The sequence below is a fragment of the Serratia sp. OS31 genome (genome assembly GCF_014164835.1).
GTDB lineage: Bacteria > Pseudomonadota > Gammaproteobacteria > Enterobacterales > Enterobacteriaceae > Serratia > Serratia liquefaciens_A.
The window spans coordinates 94,751-113,951 of the sequence record NZ_JACJFQ010000010.1 but is presented as its reverse complement, the minus strand read 5'-3'; the positions used below and the strand labels follow the sequence as shown (position 1 = coordinate 113,951).

Sequence of the window (19,201 nt, the reverse complement as noted above, 5' to 3'; positions counted from 1 at the left end):
ATGAGCCAGCCGATGTTCCACCCTGATGAACTGCGCGCCCAGGCATTGGCCGGTTTTGACCGCGTGGGCGGCTACATTTACATCAGCATGCCCGAGCAGCACCGCGAATTTTTCGCCGCGCTGCCTTATCTGTTCGTCGCCACCCTGGACGATCGGGGCTGGCCGGTGGCCACGCTGTTCAACGGCCCCCCTGGATTTTTACGCACGCCGGACAGCAAGCACCTGCGTATCAGCGCCCCGCGTCGCCAGGACGACCCGGCGCAGGCAGCCTTGCAAACCGGGCGTCTGGTAGGGGCGTTGGGGCTGGACTTCAGCAATCGGCGACGCAACCGAGCCAACGGGCGCATTACGCGCACCGACAAAAACCGCCTGGAAATTGCCGTCAGTCAGAGCTTCGGCAATTGTCCGCAGTATATCCAGCAACGGGAGCTGTATCCGGTAGCCGCCCATCCCGCGCCGATTGAACATCTCGCGACGCTGGACGCGGCGGCACAGGCATTGATTCGCCAGGCGGATACCTGCTTCGTCGCCAGTTGCGCCCACAGCACGCTGGAACAAGGCGGCGTCGATATCTCACACCGGGGTGGCAGACCGGGATTTATCCATCTTCAGGAGAACAGCCTGTGGATACCGGATTTTCGCGGCAACCGCTATATGAACACGCTGGGAAACCTGCTGGCGGAACCCAGGGCTGCGCTGCTGTTTATCGATTTTGAGCGCGGTGATGTGCTGCACCTGCAGGGAGAAACGCAGATCCTCTGGCAGGCGGAAAGCGGCCAGGGCGTCGTGGGAGCGGAACGTTACTGGCGCTTCAATATCCACAGCGCGTGGCGTTTTTCACAGGCTCTGCCGTGGCGCGGGCGCAATCTGACGTATTCGCCGGCCACGCTGAACACCGGCGTGTGGTCGGAACCGGCGTAAAAAACCCCGCGACAGCGGGGTTAGGTAAATTTATACGCTGTGTTCCGCCGTCGCGGCGGCCTGATAAAGCTGGCGGAAATAGCTCAGGCGTTCAAAGAACAAGCGGCTTTGTGCTTCGGACATGTTGCCCGCCACCTTGCCGGCGTCGATCTCACGCCCCTGCCACTCCATCAGCGCAATGCTGGAAGCCAAAAAATCCATGTTGCTGCTGTAGGCCGCAAGGTGCCGACTCACTGAAGTCATCATGCTGCACGCTCCTTTTAGGTCATAAGGTCATTTCAAAAATGGGTCATATGCCTGCTGATTTCAGTATCGGCCTGGGCGCGGGCATTTTTTGTACAGAAGGTGCGAATGGCGATAAATTGATCTGTTGCCAAGGATCGGGCAAATCAAGGCGAAAAAATTTGCTAGGGTAAAGGGTAGCCGTTTGGGGTAGGTCAACCCGTGTTGAATTCTGAAAAAGGAAGATAACCGATGAGCACTAACTTCTCCGCCCGCCTGAAAGATCCCACGCTGTTCCGCGAAGCCAACTATATCGATGGTCAGTGGTTGGCGGCCAAAGGCGACCAGACCATCAAGATCCATAACCCCGCCACCGGCGAGCTGGTCGGTCAGGTACCGGCTTTGGGAGCCAAAGAAACCGCGCAGGCGATTGCCGCCGCCAAAAAAGCCCAGCCGGCCTGGCGTGCGCTGACCGCCAAAGAGCGTGCCGGCAAGCTGCGCAAACTGTTCGAACTGATGATGGAAAACCAGGAAGATCTGGCCATCATCATGACCGCCGAGCAAGGCAAGCCGTTGGCAGAGAGCCGGGGGGAAATTGCCTACGCCGCCTCCTTCATCGAGTGGTTCGCCGAAGAAGGCAAACGGGTTTACGGCGACACCATCCCGCAGAATCTGTCCGGTCGCCGCATTATCGTGCAGAAAGAGCCGATTGGTGTTTTCGCCGCCATTACGCCGTGGAATTTCCCGGCGGCAATGATCACCCGCAAGGCCGGTCCCGGCTGGGCGGCGGGCTGTACCGGGGTGATCCGTCCCGCCAGCCAGACCCCGTTCTCGGCGTTGGCGCTCGCCGTGCTGGCCGAACGTGCAGGCTTACCGGCCGGCGTGTGCAATGTGATCACCGGTCCAAGCCAGGCTATCGGTGGCGAACTGACCGCCAATCCGGACGTACGCAAACTCTCCTTTACCGGCAGCACCGAAGTGGGTGCGCAACTGCTGGCGCAGTGTGCCCCGACCATCAAAAAAACCAGTATGGAACTGGGCGGCAATGCGCCGTTTATCGTGTTTGACGATGCCGATCTGGATGCCGCCGTCGCCGGGGCCGTCGCGTCCAAATACCGCAACGCCGGCCAGACCTGCGTTTGCACCAACCGCTTCCTGGTACAGGACGGTATTTACGACGCCTTTGCCGAAAAGCTGAAGGCGGCGGTAGCCAAGCTGAAAGTCGGTAATGGCATGGATGATGGCGTCACCATCGGCCCGTTGATAAATCCGGCCGCCGTGGAAAAAGTCAGCGAGCATATCGCCGACGCGGTGCAACACGGCGCTTCGATACTGCTGGGTGGCAAACCCCATGAGCTGGGCAATAACTTCTTTACGCCGACCATTCTGACCAACGTGCCGCGGCAGGCCAAAATCTTCCATGAAGAGACCTTTGGCCCGGTAGCGCCGCTGATCCGCTTTGACAGCGAAGCCGAAGCCATTGAGTTGGCCAACGATACCCCTTTCGGACTGGCTTCTTATTTCTACAGTCGCGACATTGGCCGGGTAATGCGGGTTGCCGAAGCGCTGGAGTACGGCATCGTCGGCATCAATGAAGGACTGATTTCCACCGAAGTGGCCCCCTTCGGCGGGGTTAAAAACTCCGGGCTGGGGCGTGAAGGTTCGAAATACGGTATCGAAGATTATCTCGAGATAAAGTATCTGTGCCTGGGCGGGTTAGGGATCTAGCCACCCGGCGCTTTTATGCGGCCCGCTCACGCGGGCCGGTAAAGCCCGATTACCTATAGCAGTCGCTCAAGCGAGGTCAACAATGGAGTTATCCCCTGCCGTTCCCATTCTTCGCATCTTTTCGGTTGAAAAGGCCCGGGAGTTTTATCTGGATTTTCTCGGTTTCACGCTGGATTGGGAGCACCGTTTCAGTGAAGATCTGCCGCTGTACATGCAGATCACGCGTTCTGGCCTGAGATTGCATCTCAGCGAGCACTATGGTGACAGCACGCCGGGTTCCGCAGTGTTTATTCCCACCGAGGATATCGACGCGCTGCACCAGGAGCTATCAGCCAGGCAGTACCGCTATGCCCGGCCAGGCGTTGAAACCCTCGACTGGGGGAAAGAGCTTATCCTCACCGATCCCTTTGGCAACCGGCTGCGTTTTTGCCAGCAAATCGGCGACGCCTGACCCTTTTGGCGCCTAGCCGTTCAGGGCAGGCTTGTGGTACTGCGCGTCGCTGACCTTCTCCATCCAGTCAACCGGGCTGCCGTTCAACGACTCGGCGATGGCAATGTGAGTCATGGCAGTATCCGGCGTCGCACCGTGCCAATGTTTGACGTCCTCCGGGATCCACACAATATCGCCCTGGTTCATTTCCTGGATCGCCTCACCCCACACCTGGATCCAACCACGCCCCTGAGTCACTATCAGCGTCTGGCCGAGCGGATGGGTGTGCCAGGCGGTGCGCGCCCCTGGCTCAAAGGTCACGGTGGCGCCTCCCACGCGGGCCGGTTCGCTCCCTGCAAAAGGCGCATCGATGCGAACTTTGCCGGTAAAGTACTCTTCTGGCCCCGAACGAGAGGGTTGGGAACCGCTGCGTTGAATTTTCACTTGTTTCTCCAGTTCGGCAGAGGCTGCCGACGTTAACATTGACAGGATAATTGTAGAGCGAGCGCGCCTTTTCGCCGGTCGGTGACGGCGGTTCAAAAGCTACCGCGGGCAACGGCCGCATCAACGTCCGACGTTTTGTTGCAGATGCGCCGGATAGCGATCGCCCTGAACCTCAATAACCGCGAGTGCCGCTTCAATACTGCGCAGTTCTTCCGATGATAACGACAGCGACGCGGCCCCGAGGTTTTCCTGCAGGCGATGCTGTTTGGTGGTCCCCGGGATCGGCACAATCCAGGGTTGCTGTGCCAGCAGCCAGGCCAGCGCTATCTGTGCCGGGGTGACCCCTTTTTGCTGAGCTATCTGCCCCAGCACCTCCACCAGCCCCTGGTTAGCTTTGCGCGCCTGTTCGCTGAAACGCGGCACCACATTGCGGAAGTCGCTGCTGTCGAAGGTGGTATTTTCGTTGATCGCCCCGGTGAGAAAACCTTTCCCCAACGGGCTGAAAGGAACAAACCCAATGCCTAACTCTTGCAGCGTCGGCAAGATTTCCTGCTCGGGCTCCCGCCACCACAGCGAATATTCACTTTGTAACGCCGTCACCGGCTGCACCGCATGGGCACGGCGCAGCGTCTGCGCCCCCGCCTCGGACAGGCCAAAATGCTTCACCTTCCCCTCCTGGATCAGCGCCTTCACCGTACCGGCGACGTCTTCAATCGGCACATTGGGATCGACCCGGTGCTGATAAAGCAGATCGATCGTTTCGACGTTAAGACGCTTTAACGACCCTTCCACCGCCTGGCGGATATGTTCCGGCCGGCTATTGAGCACCTGTTTGCCATCCGGCTGAGGCAGTTCAAAACCAAACTTGGTGGCTATTACGACCCGATCGCGCACCGGTGCCAGCGCCTCGCCCACCAGTGACTCATTGGTGAAGGGGCCATAAACTTCTGCGGTATCGAAAAAGGTCACGCCCTGATCCACCGCGGCTCGGATCAGGCCAATCGCCTGCTGTTTGTCGGTGGCCGGGCCATAGCCAAAGCTAAGCCCCATGCAGCCCAGTCCCAACGCGGATACCTCCAGCCCACTGCTACCCAGCTTACGTTTTTGCATTTTTCCTCCGATGTGTACGAATGGGTCACCGCTTGTGCGGGGCGACCAAGTGCGATCACTGTAAGAGGCAACCGGGCAAATAACTACGCGCTGAATATGCATGAGCTTATGAGCTCAATTCATAAACCCACAAGGCGCTAAAAAAAAGCACAAGGTATTCAATAAAAGCAGAATAATTAGAGTACCCTAGCCGCGCTTTGGGCGGCGTCGTCACATCCGTGCAACATCATCGAAACGGCTACGCCTGATTCAGCCTGTTTGGGGCTTTACCTCTGACGAAAGCGTTTATTCAACGTCCAAAACTGTCCGCCTTATTTTTGATTGCCGCTGCCTTTTAGCCTTGGCAACAGGGGGATATGCCAGACACCGGGGATGGATTTTTGGGGAGAAACCGCGTGTTTTTTTGGATATGGCTTAATCTCTAAATCGGGGACTTTTCATTTTGGTAAGGATAATACTATGCAAAATAAAGCGTCATCATCGCCGCTCATCATCATCACGGCACTGTTCGCCGCGTTGAGTGGGCTCTATCTGCTGGGAGGCGGCATCTGGCTGGCCAAGCTCGGCGGTTCGCTGTACTACATCATCGCCGGCCTGGTGCTGCTGATCACCGCCTGGTTACTGGTCCGCCGTCGTGCAACCGCTCTGTTGCTGTACGCGATCTTTTTACTCGGCACCACAATTTGGGCGCTGTGGGAAGTGGGCCCGGACTTCTGGGCACTGACGCCGCGTCTGGACGTCACCTTCTTCTTCGGCCTGTGGCTGGTACTGCCTTTTATCTATCGCAAGCTCCACGCCAAGGGCAAGCTGGCCTACAGCGCGCTGAGCCTGGCGCTGGTCGTCACCGTGGTGGCGCTGGCCTACGCGGTGTTTAATGATCCGCAAGAGATCAACGGTACCCTCGAACCTGCGCAGGTAAAAGTCGAACCTCAGGCATCAGACGCCGACTGGCCGGCCTATGGTCGCACCCAGGAAGGCACGCGTTACTCTCCGCTGAGCCAAATCAATGATAAGAACGTCGGCCAACTCAAGGAAGCCTGGACTTTCCAGACCGGCGACCTGAAAACCGCCAACGATCCGGGGGAAATCACCAACGAAGTGACCCCGATTAAAATCCGCGACACGCTCTATCTGTGCACCCCGCACCAGAAGCTGTTCGCGCTGGATGCCGCCACCGGCAAGCAAAAGTGGCAGTTCGATCCTCAGTTGAAATTTAACCCGACCTTCCAGCACATCACCTGCCGTGGCGTGTCTTATCATGAAACCCCTGCCGCCGCAGGCACAACCGCAGAAACCGCCCCGGCGCTGTGCGCACGACGCATTATCCTGCCGGTGAATGACGGTCGTTTGTTCGCTCTGGATGCCGATAGCGGCAAGCCTTGCGCCGACTTCGCCAATAACGGCGAACTCAACCTGCAAAGCAATATGCCGTATGCGACGCCGGGCCATTATGAGCCAACGTCGCCGCCGGTGATCACCGATAAGGTGATTGTGGTAGCCGGTGCAGTGACCGACAACTACTCCAACCGCGAGCCTTCGGGCGTGATCCGCGGTTTTGACGTCAACAGCGGCAAGCTGCTGTGGGCATTCGATCCGGGTGCGAAAGATCCGAACGCCATTCCGGCGGACGAGCACCACTTCACCCCGAACTCCCCTAACTCCTGGGCTCCTTCTGCCTACGATGCCAAGTTGGATATCGTTTATCTGCCGATGGGCGTTACCACGCCGGACATCTGGGGCGGCGATCGCACGCCGGAAATGGAGCGTTATGCCAGTGGCCTGCTGGCGCTGAACGCCTCCACCGGCAAACTGGTCTGGTTCTATCAGACGGTGCACCATGACCTGTGGGATATGGACGTACCGGCACAACCGACGCTGGCGGACATTACCGACAAGAGCGGCAACAAGGTGCCGGTGATTTACGTGCCGACCAAAACCGGCAACATTTTCGTTCTGAACCGCACCAACGGTGAGTTGGTGGTGCCGGCGCCGGAAAAACCGGTTCCTCAGGGGCCAGCCAAGGGTGACCGTCTGTCACCGACCCAGCCTTTCTCTGAGCTGACTTTCCGTCCGGAGAAAAAGCTGACCGGTGCGGACATGTGGGGCGCCACCATTTACGACCAACTGGTTTGCCGGGTGATGTTCCACAGCCTGCGTTACGAAGGCACCTTCACGCCGCCTTCCGAGCAGGGCACGCTGGTGTTCCCGGGTAACCTGGGCATGTTCGAATGGGGCGGTCTGTCTGTGGATACCGACCGTCAGGTGGCTATCGCCAACCCTATCGCGTTGCCGTTTGTTTCCAAACTGATCCCACGCGGTCCGGGCAACCCGATCGAGCCTGACGAAAATGACAAAGGCGGCTCAGGTACCGAGTCCGGCGTTCAACCGCAGTATGGCGTGCCGTTCGGCGTGACCCTGAACCCGTTCCTGTCGCCGTTTGGCCTGCCGTGCAAACAGCCGGCCTGGGGCTATATCTCCGCCGTGGACTTGAAAACCAACGACATCGTGTGGAAAAAACGTATCGGTACCGTACGCGACAGTTCTCCGCTGCCGTTACCGTTCAAAATGGGCATGCCGATGTTGGGCGGGCCGGTGTCCACCGCCGGTAACGTCTTCTTCATTGGCGCAACCGCGGACAACTATCTGCGCGCCTTCAGCGTGACCAACGGTGAAAAACTGTGGGAAGCGCGGCTGCCGGCCGGTGGCCAGGCAACGCCAATGACCTATGAGGTCAACGGCAAGCAGTACGTGGTGATTTCCGCCGGCGGTCATGGCTCGTTCGGCACCAAGCTGGGTGACTATATTGTCGCTTACGCCTTGCCAGACGAGAAATAATCGCAGAGGATAGTCTTGTCACAGGGCACGCCGGATGGCGTGCCCTGTCACTTTAAAACCGCAGTAAAAAGCTTTCCCTCCCGCTCATCCTCGTCCTGCAATAAAATTTCACGCCAAGTATTGATAATGATTATCATTCGCAATATTATATCTGCGTTGGCCCCGGCAGTGGCCGGCAATCATCTTCATATCGCAAGCAGTAACCGGTGGCCGCCTTCGGGCGGCCCTATTCGGAGGCACATGGTCGAGCACAATCACAGGCAAAAAAACAGCATAGCCCCCCTGCGGGCTCCCCCTTTCTCCCTCAGCACGGAGACGCCAGAATGAGCCAACAACCGTTGACCGCCATGCTGATGTTGATTTACGTGCTGCTGATGGTACCGGCACTGTTTGCCATCGATAACCGCCTGAGCGCCACCCGCTGGGGCCACAGTCGCCTGATGCGCAAGACGCTGCAGACCGGGTTTATCATTGTGCTGACGCTGCTGTTTTTTAGCCTTATGACGTTGCTGTATTGAGTTGAGCCGGCACTAATTCGCCGCGACCGGCAGTGCGCCCTCCGGCTTGGCTACCGCGACCTTACCGCTAAGGGCAAAGGCTGAAATCAGCGTGAACAGCAAGGCGATGCAGCCGAGGATCAGGTAAGAGGTTTTGAAGCCGTAATTGACGTACATCAGGCCTGCCGCATAGGACATACCGATGGCCGAGAGCTGCTTGAAGAAGCAAAAGCCCCACAGGTAAATCGACGCCGAGAGGTTAACGTTAAACTGGGTGGTGATGTATTTGAAAATGCCCACCAACAGGAACGGCACCTCAAACATATGCAGGGTTTTGAGGATAATGACCGCGGTGACCGAATCCGCCTGCGATGAACCAATAATCCGCACCGACATTATCACCCCGGCTATCAACAGCGCATTCTTGCCGCCAATGCGATTAATGATCAACGGTGCAAAGAACATGATGAAAGCGTTAAGAAACTCGCCCAGCGTCGTGACATAACCAAACGCCTGCGTTCCCGCATGCCGGTCGCTGAAAAACGACGTAAAGAAGTTGGCGAACTGCTGATCAAAGACGTCATACACGCAGGCCACCCCCACGATATACATCACCAGACACCAGAATTTGCGCATTTTCAGCAGGTTCAACGCCGCCTTTAACTTGATGGGTTTGTGGTTTAACGCCAACCCGTCCGCCACCGCCAGCGTGCTGCTCTGATCGGGTTTGAACAAATAAAGCAAACCGGCCAGGATCAGCGCAAAGCTGGAGGCCAACCAAAACGCGAACTGGTTGTTGATGGTAAACATATAGCCGACGATCGAAGCGCAAATCGCCCAACCGATACAGCCGAACAACCGGGCGCGGCCATACTCGAACTGACTGCGTCGGCTCACTTTTTCGATATAGGCTTCAATAGCCGGTGAACCGCCGCTGCACACCAGCCCCAGGTAAACCCCACACAGCAAGGCCCCCCACACAAAATGGGTTTGCAGCAGAGGCGAAAACACATAAATAAACAGCGGTGCCAGAAACAGCAGCAAGAAGATGATCATCCACAGCAGGTGTTTCTTCAGGCCAAATTTGTCGGTGACAAAACCGAAAATCGGTTGAAACACCAGGGCAAACAGCGCCATGCAGGCAAACACCAATCCGGTTTGCTGTTGGTCGAGCTGGTTGACGTCATGCAGCCAGATAGGAAAGAACGGCAGCACCGCCCCCATGATGAAGAAGTAGAAAAAACAGAAGGCCCCAAAGATCCAAAAATTCTTGTTTCTCAAATAAAACATGGCTCACCACCCTATTTTTGATGGCGCAGGAAGCCCTGCGCCTTGTGCGTTTTGAGGAGGTAATACGGTTAAATTCGGCGATCAGTGATAGGCAGGGAGCCAGCTGCCGTGAGCCTCAATCAGCTCGTCGCACAGCTTACGTATATCATCAATGGAAAGTTCGGCGGAAGTATGAGGATCCAACAGAGCCGCATGGTAAATCGCGTCGCGTTTGCCCGTCACTGCCGCTTCGATGGTCAATAGCTGGGTATTGATATTGGTGCGGTTGAGCGCCGCCAGTTGCTCCGGTAAATGGCCGACGTAACAAGGCGTGATCCCCTGCCCATCCACCAGACAGGGCACTTCCACGCACGCCTCTGCCGGCAAGTTGGTGATGAGACCGGTATTGAGCACGTTGCCGCCAATCTTGTACGGCCGGTCGGTCTCCATCGCTTCGATAATGTATGAGGCATATTCGTGGGTACGTGAATGCGTCAGGTTAGCGTCGTGGGTCAACGCCAGCTTGCGTTGCTGCCATTGGTCGATTTGCTCGATACAACGGCGCGGGTACTCGTCGAGAGGGATATTGAAGCGCTCAATCAGTTCCGGGTAATGACGTTTAATCCAATACGGCATGTATTCGGCATTATGCTCGGAAGATTCGGTGACGTAGTAACCAAAGGTTTTCATGATTTCATGGCGCACCATGTCGTCATGCTTGCCCTGCAGCGCGTTGGCGCGGCGCTTGATTTCCGGGTACAGATCCTCGCCGTGGCGGCGAACGTCAAGCAGCCAGGCCATGTGGTTGATGCCGGCAATGTGAAACTGAACGTCGTCGGTAGGCATATCGACGCTTTTCAGCAGGGTCTCCGCGCACACCTGAACGCTGTGACATAACCCAACCGTTTTCACCCCGGTATGGCGCAGCATGGCGCCGGTTAAGGACGCCATGGGGTTGGTGTAGTTCAGCAACCAGGCGTCAGGGCAGACCGCCTCAATGTCCCGGGCAAAATCAAACAGCACAGGAATGGTACGCAGCGCGCGGAAGATGCCGCCGATGCCCAGGGTATCGGCAATGGTCTGCTGCAGGCCGTACTTTCTGGCGATGGTGAAATCGGTGATGGTGCAGGGATCGTAACCACCGACCTGAATGGCATTCACCACGTAATTGGCGTTTTTCAGCGCCGCACGGCGGTTTTCTACCCCGAGATAAGGGGTGATCTTCGCCCTGCCCGCATTAATATTTCGGTTGATATTGCTCAGCATGGCGAAAGATTCATTGAGACGAGCGCTGTCAATATCATACAGCGCGATATCCACCTCTTTCAGGGCCGGCGTCGCCATGATATCGCCGAGAACGTTCTTGGCGAAAATGGTGCTACCTGCCCCCATAAAAGTCACTTTAATCATCGTATTTCTCCGCTGCTGTGGTTTTCGATAAGCTGAAGCTACGCGGCAACGCATTCGCAATATAGGGATAAATGTGACCTTGTTATGGCGAAAAATGACGCAGCATGAAAACTGTGAGCCAGGTCTGGATCTGAAGATCCCCCCACCGTCGTGCCACGACTACACTGCTACAGTAAGTGAAAATACAGGGGCCATCACTGATGCATAAGAGTTTTACTCTGAGTCGCACTGACAATATCGAGCTGAACCTGTACCAATATGGCGAGGAGAACTGTGACAAGGGGCACAGCTTTGGGCCGGCGGTACGCCAACACTATTTATTTCATTATGTGATAAGGGGGACCGGGGTGCTGAGCAGTGAATATGGCTCATTCCCGGTGGTGGCTGGAGAAGGTTTTTTGATCCACCCGCATGACGTGACCACCTATCGTGCCGACTCAAAAGATCCCTGGCACTACATGTGGCTGGAGGTCGACGGACTGGTGGCCGGCAAGATTTTCGAAGAGTGCCGCCTGAGTCGCCAGTTCCCGATTTATCGTCCCCGCCAGAACGAAGATGCTCCTCTGGCACTGCGCTATCTGCGGCAACTCATCAGCCATGGTGATGAGCATCGGTTAAAGACGCTGGGCCTGAGCTATCTGTTTTTTTCTGCGCTGATTGATAACGCTTTGCAAAGCATCGCCGAGCCGCCAAGCGACAAGGCACAGCATCTGCGCAAGGCGGTAAAGCTCATTGAAAACCGCTACCATGAACCCCTCACCATTGAGCGCCTGGCCGCCTACTGCAACATCAACCGCAGTTACCTGTGTCGGCTGTTTAAAGGCACCTACGGCATCGGACCAAAGGAATATCTGCTGAACTTCCGCATGAGCATCGCCGCCAGCCTGCTGTGCAATAGCCAGACGTCAATCAAGGTGGTGGGAATTTCGGTGGGGTATGAAAACCAGCTGCACTTTTCCAAGGCCTTTAAACAGGTCCACGGCCTCTCGCCGGCCAAATGGCGCCTGGAAAATAGTCAGGCATCATCGGTGCCGGGCCGGGTAGAAGCGAACGCCTGACCCTTACTCGCCGCTTTTTTCTGCCCGGATATTTTCCGCCAGCGCGTTCGATTTTATGCGCGGGTATTTCCACAGCCACCGCCCGCTGACCATACGCCAGTAGAACAAGACGCCGCGTACCGCCCAATCCATAAACATCCCCAACCAGACGCCGACCACGCCCATGTCCAACATGATGCCCAGCGTATAGCCGGCGACCACGCGGCAACCCCACATGCCCAGCATCGAAACCCACATCGCAAAACGGGCGTCGCGCGCGCCTTTCAAACCGGCGGGCAACACCCATGAGGCCGCCCAGATAGGCATAAAGGCGGCATTGAGCCAGAGCAACACCTTTACCACCTCCTTCACGTCGTCTTGTTGGGTATAAAATGAGGCGAAGACCCCCGCCAGGGGCGCGGTACCCCAGGCAATCACCGTCAGCCCAATCGTTGCCAGCCAGAAAATGTGGCGCAATTGGCGCTCCGCCTGCGCTATTTCTCCTTTGCCCAGGCGTTTGCCTACAATAATGGTCGACGCCGACCCCAGGGCATTGCCCGGCAGGTTAATCAGCGAAGCGACAGAAAAAGCGATGAAATTGCCGGCGATCACGTTGGTGCCCATGCCGGCGACAAACATTTGGGTCAATAACTTGCCGCCGTTGAACAACACCGACTCAATGCTGGCGGGAATACCTATCCCCAGCACTTCCCACAGGATGGTCAGCTTCAACGGGGTAAAGTAACTTTTCAGCGTGATGTGCAGCGCCGGATTAAAGCCGATCATCAGGACGTAAACGATCGCGATGGCACCAATATAGCGGGAAATGGTTAGCCCCAGCCCGGCACCGACAAACCCCAGCCCGTGCCAGCCCAGCATGCCGTAAATCAGTATGCTGCTGATGATGATATTCAGGATATTCATGCCGCCGTTGATCAACAGCGGGATTTTGGTGTTGCCGGCACCGCGCAATGCCCCGCTGCCAATCAAGGCGATGGCGGCGGCCGGGTAGCTCCACACCGTGGTTTGCAGATAAGACAATGCCAACGCCTTTACCTCCGGCGTGGCGGCACCGGCGATCACATCAATAATCTGCTCACCCGCCAAATGAATGCCGATCGCCAACGCAAAGGCCACCAGGGTCATTAACACCAGCGACTGGCGTGCTGCCGCTCGCGCTCTTTTTCTGTCCCGTTTGCCGAGGCTGAAAGCCACCACCACCGTGGTGCCCAGATCCACCGCGGCAAAGAACGAGATGATCACCATGTTGAAGCTGTCCGCCAGCCCCACCCCGGCCATCGCCTCTTTGCCAATCCAGCTCACCAAAAAGGTGCTCAGCACCCCCATCAGCAGGACGCAGGCATTCTCCATAAAGATCGGCACCGCCAGCGGCGTGATCTCACGCCAAAACAGGACGCGATAGCTTTTGCGTTTAGGATACCAGGGCGTATTTTCCACGCGCTGGCGCAGGGCGGCGTATAAGTTCAAGATCGGCTCATGGCATAAAAGTGAAACAACATTTCAAATAATGAGCGACAGAACGTTATCCTGCAAAGAATATTTCGAAAATGCGCTGGGAATCGGGGATGACCAGAGGCAAGCATGGCGGGCCTGCATTAATCAGGTGCCCGCTACTCCATATAGTCTTCCTGATCGGACTTCGCTGCGGCGATAAAGTTTGCGGTGCGATTTTCCAGCGCGGCACATTTATCCGTCAGCAGTTGACGATCTTCCAACACAGCCAGATAACGTGCCTGTGCCAATGCCGGCAATTTCTGATAGCCAGAAGCCTGGGTATTCCAGCCACGATGCTCCGCCACACGCATCGCTGTACGTTGTAATTTAACATCGTCAGGGATGTCCGTACGTTGGCAGTTTTGCCGTAGGAAATGGCCGCCGGCCAGCATAGTGGAAAGCTCATTCAATTGCGTTTGCAACGGGGGAACCGGTTTAGGCACCCTTTGCTGGCAACCCGCGAGGAGTAACAATGCCGCCGCGCCCAAAACAGAAGTGCGTATCACAGTAAACATAATCATTACCCGCAAAAAGATGATGGTTAAAGTCAGCTTAGGCGAGCAGTGAAATACTGCAAGCCAACGGATAACCTTCAGCACTAGTCACCCCAATAAGACCACCAGCCAAAGAATTATTGTCATCACCACCGCAACCAACTGTGCCGCGCCACCCAAATCCTTGGCGCGCTTGGATAAGGGATGTATCTCCAGAGAAATGCGATCGACGACGCTCTCAATGGCGGTATTAAGCAACTCAACAACCAGTAAAAGGAAGCTGCTGGCAATCAATAACAACCTTTCTATTTTTGTAATATCTAAAGTAAATGTAACAACCAGTAATATTACGTTAATTACCAGCAGTTGGCGGAAAGCATCTTCGGTAAAAACGGCATCAACAAGGCCCGCCAGTGAGTTTTTTATGCTACTTATTAAGCGATTTATTCCTTTTTTCTTTTCAAAGGACATGCATCTTACTCTTATAAAAACCCGGGTGATGTTTAACACCAACCAATAACGCGCAGCAACTTATAACGAAATTGGTTAATGAAATTAAATAATCACCCGTGTGACATTGTTTTTCCGGCAACGTTGAATCGCAAACAGCCAAAAAGCAATTTTTGGCCATAGGTATTCTCTGAGCGCAGCGCGTTTTGCATCCTGTTAAAGGCCGATAAAATCAGCGTCTCGCAGAGGGGTTAGAGTTGTTTTTCATATAAGCGATAACGCTTATAAGGAACCGCGCCAATTCGCTCCAGGATGGTGCGCATGCCGGTATTCGATTCCAGGATCCAGGACATCTCTAGCGCATCAATACCGCGTTTCTCGAAGGGATCATGTAACGCTTCAATCAGCAATAGCGCAATAATCGGCCCTATTCGGCTGAATTGATACTCCTGGCGAACGCCCATCAGCGGTACCCTCGCGGTACGCACCCCGCTCACTTTCAAACGCCACAACAGCTTCGCCCAGCCAAAGGGAAATAAACTGCCGTTGAGATCGGCAATTGCCTCGTTGATATTGGGCAAACCGACGATGAAAGCGCAAGGCACTGAATCGACTTCGGCAATATAAATCATGTCATCAGGCACCAGGAACTTCAGCTGATCGCCCATGGTGGCAAACTCATGCTCGGTGAAAGGCACGAATCCCCAGTTATCCTGCCAACCGGAATTGAATATTTCGCGCAGCACCTGCATTTCCTCGCTAAATCTTTTGCGATTGAGGCGGCGCAGGGTGACCTTTTTGCGTACCTGACTCATCATTTTGGCCAGGGAAGGCGAAAAATGCAGGTCCGTTCGCTTCATCCAATAGGCCAATAAATCTATGCCTTGCGTATAGCCCTGGCGCTCCAGATTGGCAGCGTAGTAGGGTTTGGCGTGCGTCATCAGTGCCGATGGCGGCGTATCAAACCCCTCGACCAACAGGCCACTTTCCTGATTGATATTAAGGCTGAAGGGACCGGTGATTTTTAATGCGCCCTTAGACCTCAGCCAAGCTTCTGCCGCGGCAAATAACGCACTAAAAACCGCCGGATCCTCGATGGCATCGATCATGCCAAAGTGGCCGGTATCCTCGCCGTAGCGTTCGCGGTGCAAAGCGTCAATTTGAGCGGTGATCCGCCCGACCACCTTCCCCTCTTTTTTGGCCACCCAAGCCTGCCACTCTATATGGTCAGTCCCAGGATTCTTCTTAGAGAGATGCTCTTCGCGCTCTAAATACAAAGGGTCAATCCAATTAGGATCGTCACGAAACAGGGAGGAAGGAAAAGCGATAAATGCCTTAAGATCACGCTTATCGAGGACTTGCTCAATATGAATCATAAATAACCTTACAATTTAGTGACATGCTCAAAAAAAGAACGTTATGACGCCAGTGACATTTTCTGAAATGAGATCCGCTCTCGGCTATGACTTATCCCTTTAAGAGATAAGAAAAATCAATTAATACCTATTATCCTGCGGGATGTTATCCGAGCAGAGTTTACACTGACACGTGCTGTTCTTTATCAAAAGTGATGCCAGACAGGGGCGTGAGTGATCTGAGCAAATTATGCTTTTTATTATTTCGTGCTATTTCCAGCAAAAGAAAACCAATCGTTTTTTAGTTTACTAATTCTGCTCTGGAGACGCATTGGCATATTTTAACATTTAATGCTTTTTCTATCCTTGGGGTTAAATGAGGCTTTCACTTTTGGTCATCTTCCGGATACTGTTTATGATATGTTTAAGTACGGAGATAGCCATGTGCAAGATCGGATCCTATGAATCTACGATTATTGCCTTCCGGAAATGTGCCGCTAACAGGCACCCGGTGAAGGCTGTCGGGCAAAGGGCTGAGTTATCCGGCGCCTACGATGGCAGCCCGTATATTCGCAGTTCCTCGGCCATGGTCCTCACGTGAAAATAGGCTTGGTAATAATCTCAGGCTAATTCCTCACCTTTAGTTCAGAGTCGGCGCGGTGGTTATTAACCATTCGATACGCCATTTGTGGAATGAAAGAAAATGACTGAATAACAAATATATTCAAAACATTTTCATTGTAAAAACATTAACTCTCTCGCCAATCGTCGTTTATCTCTTTTGGTGATTTTTAATCTATGGCTAATTTGTATATGTCTGAAACAAGCTCCACTCATTCTCTTCCCATGCGTTATGCAGATTTCCCCACCCTGGTGGAGGCTTTAGATTATGCGGCGCAGGGCAGTACAGGAATGAACTTTTACGATCGTCGTAATCAGCTCGTGGCCGTACTGGAATATCGCACGCTAAAACAGCGGGCGATTGTGGGTGCGCGACGCCTGTTATCACTGAACCTCAACAAGGGCGATCGGGTTGCGCTTATTGCGGAAACCAGCGCCGGCTTCGTTGAGGCTTTTTTTGCCTGCCAATATGCCGGTTTGGTTGCCGTGCCCCTGGCGATCCCTATGGGCGTCGGGCAGCGGGACTCCTATACCATCAAGCTACAGGGCCTGATCAACAGCTGTAAACCTGCCGCCATTATCAGCAGTGAAGAGTGGGTACCGTTAATCAGTTCCGCCACCCTGGATGCACCACCAACCCATATTCTCAGCGACGCAGATTTTAACGCTCTGCCCGAGCGGGATGTGGAGCTGCAGGCACCGTCGCCCGACGATATTGCTTATCTCCAATACACCTCGGGCAGCACTCGCTTTCCACGTGGGGTTATCATTACCCAGCGTGCGGTGATGTCCAACCTGCGCGTGATTAGCCATGACGGGATCAAACTGCGTGCGGGCGATCGCTGCGTTTCCTGGCTGCCCTTCTATCACGATATGGGCCTGGTCGGTTTCCTGCTTACCCCGGTGGCGACTCAACTGTCCGTTGACTATCTGCGGACGCAAGATTTTGCCATGCGTCCAATGCAATGGTTAAAACTGATCGCCAAAAATCGCGGCACCGTGTCCGTCGCCCCGCCGTTTGGCTACGATTTATGCCTGCGTTACAGCAACAACAAAGAGATCACTGACCTGGATCTCTCCAGTTGGCGCGTAGCCGGCGTAGGGGCTGAACCTATTCCGTCAGATTTGCTTTCTCAGTTCGCTGAGCACTTCAGCCACCTGAACTTTGACCGCAAGGCGCTGATGCCCTGCTATGGTTTGGCCGAGAACACCCTGGCGGTCAGTTTTTATGACGAAACTTCCGGCACGCCAATCAACCAGGTCGACCGAGACATTTTGGAATACGAAGGTAAGGCGGTAGCGCCCGGCAAAAAAACGCGGGTCACATCGACCTTCGTCAATTGCGGCAAGCCACTGCCCGGTCACCGTATCGAAATTCGCAGCGAAACCGGGCTCCCATTGCCAGAGCGGCAGGTCGGCCGTATTTGTATCTCCGGCCCCAGCCTGATGAACGGCTATTTCCGCGACGATGCGTCTCAACAGCAAATCCAGGCAAGCGGCTGGATGGATACCGGTGACCTGGGCTATCTGCTGGATGGCTATCTGTACGTCACCGGCCGCAAGAAAGATTTGATCATCATTCGTGGCCGTAATATTTGGCCGCAGGATATTGAATATGTTGCGGAGTCCGAGCCGGAAATCCGCTCTGGTGACGCCATTGCCTTCGTGACCGAAGAGCACGGTGACGGCGCCAGAATTATTCTGCAAATCCAGTGCCGCGTCAGCGCTGAAGATCGTCGGGAGCAAATCGTCCACACGCTGAGCGCCCGCATTCAAAGCGAGTTCGGCATTGCGGTAGATATTGAGCTGTTGCCGCCCCACAGCATTCCCCGCACCTCCTCGGGGAAACCTGCCCGTGCAGAGGCTAAAAAGCGTTGGCTGACCACCTCCATCTGCCCGCCGATGCAGCAACTGGCAGGCTTTGCACAATGACAGGCACCGTAGCAGTCACTGGCGTAACCGGCTTTATTGGCCGGCATATCGTTCAGAATCTGCTTTCGCGTGGTTTTACCGTGCGCGCCCTCACCCGGCGCGCAGGTCAAACCGCCCCCCCTAATCTGACCTGGGTCCAAGGGGCACTGGAAGATCAGGACTCGCTCACCGAACTGGTTCGCGGCGCTGAGTTCGTGGTGCATTGTGCGGGCCAGGTTCGGGGAGGAACGGAAGAAACCTTCACCCGGTGTAATGTCAACGGCAGCCAACACCTGATGCAGGCGGCCCGACAAAGCGGCAGCTGCAAGCGTTTCCTGTTTATCTCTTCTCTTGCCGCTCGCCATCCGGAGCTGTCCTGGTATGCCAATTCCAAGCATGTTGCTGAACAACGGCTAACCGCCATGGCTGCGGATATCTCACTGGGCATCTTTCGCCCCACCGCGGTTTACGGGCCCGGCGATAAAGAGCTTAAGCCGATATTTAGCTGGCTGCTGCGCGGCGTGCTTCCACGACTGGGCGCAGCGGAAGCAAAGCTGACGTTTCTCCATGTGAGCGATTTAGCCGAAGCCGTGAGCCAGTGGCTATTGGCCCCTGGCCCGCAGACGCAAACCTATGAACTTTGCGACGGGGTCGCTGGCGGTTATAGCTGGCAGCGATTACGGGAAATAGGTACCGCCGTGCGCAATGGCCCGGTGCGGTTGGTGGGGATCCCGCTGCCCCTGCTGAAAATTTTGGCCGATGGCAGCATGTTGCTGAGCCGGTTGACCAAGAAAGAACCGATGCTGACCCACAACAAAATACGGGAATTAACCTATCCGGACTGGTCTGCAAACAATCGAAGCCTGTCCGAGAATATTCATTGGGTCCCCAAGATCAGTTTGAAGCGCGCACTGCGCGAAGGGTTATTTTAATTATCTAAATTAGAGGTTTG

The 19,201-nt window shown here is 55.2% G+C and carries 17 protein-coding genes; 8 read left to right on the top strand and 9 right to left on the bottom strand.

Features of this window, described 5'->3' with window-relative positions:
• The gene (locus H5P17_RS11175; RefSeq protein WP_182822921.1) at positions 1-921 is read left to right on the top strand and encodes a pyridoxamine 5'-phosphate oxidase family protein; all 921 of its coding nucleotides are present in this window, start codon (positions 1-3) and stop codon (positions 919-921) included.
• Positions 922-951: 30 nt separating this feature from the next.
• On the opposite strand, the gene H5P17_RS11170 is transcribed toward H5P17_RS11175, so the two are convergent.
• A complete protein-coding gene (locus tag H5P17_RS11170; RefSeq protein WP_020827617.1) occupies positions 952-1,167 on the bottom strand; it encodes a glycogen synthase in 216 nt (71 codons plus the stop codon).
• Between the two features lie 228 nt (positions 1,168-1,395).
• Here H5P17_RS11170 and gabD point away from each other — a divergent pair, with 228 nt between their 5' ends.
• Together gabD and H5P17_RS11160 are read left to right on the top strand one after the other, a co-directional pair.
• Positions 1,396-2,871: an NADP-dependent succinate-semialdehyde dehydrogenase gene (gene gabD / locus H5P17_RS11165; RefSeq protein WP_182822919.1), complete on the top strand. Its 1,476-nt coding sequence runs from the start codon at positions 1,396-1,398 to the stop codon at positions 2,869-2,871.
• Between the two features lie 82 nt (positions 2,872-2,953).
• Positions 2,954-3,322, top strand: coding sequence for a glyoxalase superfamily protein (locus H5P17_RS11160; RefSeq protein WP_182822917.1), 369 nt, complete (start codon positions 2,954-2,956; stop codon positions 3,320-3,322).
• Between the two features lie 12 nt (positions 3,323-3,334).
• Here H5P17_RS11160 and H5P17_RS11155 read toward each other — a convergent pair whose 3' ends face one another.
• Together H5P17_RS11155 and H5P17_RS11150 are read right to left on the bottom strand one after the other, a co-directional pair.
• On the bottom strand, positions 3,335-3,745 hold the full coding sequence (locus H5P17_RS11155; RefSeq protein ID WP_182822915.1) for a cupin domain-containing protein: 411 nt from the start codon (positions 3,743-3,745) through the stop codon (positions 3,335-3,337).
• A gap of 120 nt (positions 3,746-3,865) precedes the next feature.
• Positions 3,866-4,855 (bottom strand): aldo/keto reductase, encoded by a 990-nt coding sequence (locus tag H5P17_RS11150; protein ID WP_182822913.1) that lies wholly within the window; start codon positions 4,853-4,855, stop codon positions 3,866-3,868.
• Between the two features lie 459 nt (positions 4,856-5,314).
• On the opposite strand from H5P17_RS11150, the gene H5P17_RS11145 reads away from it, so the two are divergent.
• Positions 5,315-7,690 carry a glucose/quinate/shikimate family membrane-bound PQQ-dependent dehydrogenase gene (locus H5P17_RS11145; protein WP_044552265.1) on the top strand — a complete coding sequence of 792 codons (2,376 nt, stop codon included), beginning with the start codon at positions 5,315-5,317 and terminating at the stop codon, positions 7,688-7,690.
• A 323-nt stretch (positions 7,691-8,013) separates the two neighbouring features.
• Entirely contained in the window at positions 8,014-8,208 is a 195-nt protein-coding gene (locus tag H5P17_RS11140; RefSeq protein WP_020827623.1) for a hypothetical protein, read from the top strand.
• Between the two features lie 12 nt (positions 8,209-8,220).
• Here H5P17_RS11140 and H5P17_RS11135 read toward each other — a convergent pair whose 3' ends face one another.
• A complete protein-coding gene (locus H5P17_RS11135; RefSeq protein WP_182822912.1) occupies positions 8,221-9,477 on the bottom strand; it encodes an MFS transporter in 1,257 nt (418 codons plus the stop codon).
• A gap of 81 nt (positions 9,478-9,558) precedes the next feature.
• The gene (locus H5P17_RS11130; RefSeq protein WP_182822910.1) at positions 9,559-10,866 is read right to left on the bottom strand and encodes an alpha-glucosidase/alpha-galactosidase; all 1,308 of its coding nucleotides are present in this window, start codon (positions 10,864-10,866) and stop codon (positions 9,559-9,561) included.
• Between the two features lie 200 nt (positions 10,867-11,066).
• Between H5P17_RS11130 and H5P17_RS11125 the strand changes: the two genes are divergently transcribed.
• Positions 11,067-11,924: an AraC family transcriptional regulator gene (locus H5P17_RS11125; RefSeq protein ID WP_182822908.1), complete on the top strand. Its 858-nt coding sequence runs from the start codon at positions 11,067-11,069 to the stop codon at positions 11,922-11,924.
• A 3-nt stretch (positions 11,925-11,927) separates the two neighbouring features.
• Here H5P17_RS11125 and H5P17_RS11120 read toward each other — a convergent pair whose 3' ends face one another.
• The 4 genes from H5P17_RS11120 to H5P17_RS11105 all read right to left on the bottom strand — a co-directional run bounded on the left by H5P17_RS11120 (position 11,928) and on the right by H5P17_RS11105 (position 15,738).
• Entirely contained in the window at positions 11,928-13,391 is a 1,464-nt protein-coding gene (locus tag H5P17_RS11120) for an EmmdR/YeeO family multidrug/toxin efflux MATE transporter (protein ID WP_182822906.1), read from the bottom strand.
• 143 nt (positions 13,392-13,534) lie between these two features.
• Complete coding sequence (gene gspS, locus H5P17_RS11115; RefSeq protein ID WP_044552983.1) at positions 13,535-13,933, bottom strand: type II secretion system pilot lipoprotein GspS; 399 nt, start codon at positions 13,931-13,933, stop codon at positions 13,535-13,537.
• Between the two features lie 87 nt (positions 13,934-14,020).
• The gene (locus H5P17_RS11110; protein WP_182822904.1) at positions 14,021-14,383 is read right to left on the bottom strand and encodes a diacylglycerol kinase; all 363 of its coding nucleotides are present in this window, start codon (positions 14,381-14,383) and stop codon (positions 14,021-14,023) included.
• Positions 14,384-14,613: 230 nt separating this feature from the next.
• Complete coding sequence (locus tag H5P17_RS11105; protein ID WP_044552281.1) at positions 14,614-15,738, bottom strand: hypothetical protein; 1,125 nt, start codon at positions 15,736-15,738, stop codon at positions 14,614-14,616.
• A gap of 792 nt (positions 15,739-16,530) precedes the next feature.
• Between H5P17_RS11105 and H5P17_RS11100 the strand changes: the two genes are divergently transcribed.
• On the top strand, positions 16,531-18,270 hold the full coding sequence (locus H5P17_RS11100) for a fatty acyl-AMP ligase (protein ID WP_182822902.1): 1,740 nt from the start codon (positions 16,531-16,533) through the stop codon (positions 18,268-18,270).
• Entirely contained in the window at positions 18,267-19,181 is a 915-nt protein-coding gene (locus tag H5P17_RS11095; RefSeq protein WP_182822900.1) for an NAD(P)-dependent oxidoreductase, read from the top strand. Before H5P17_RS11100 ends, H5P17_RS11095 begins: the two co-directional genes overlap by 4 nt.
• Positions 19,182-19,201 lie beyond the last annotated feature (20 nt).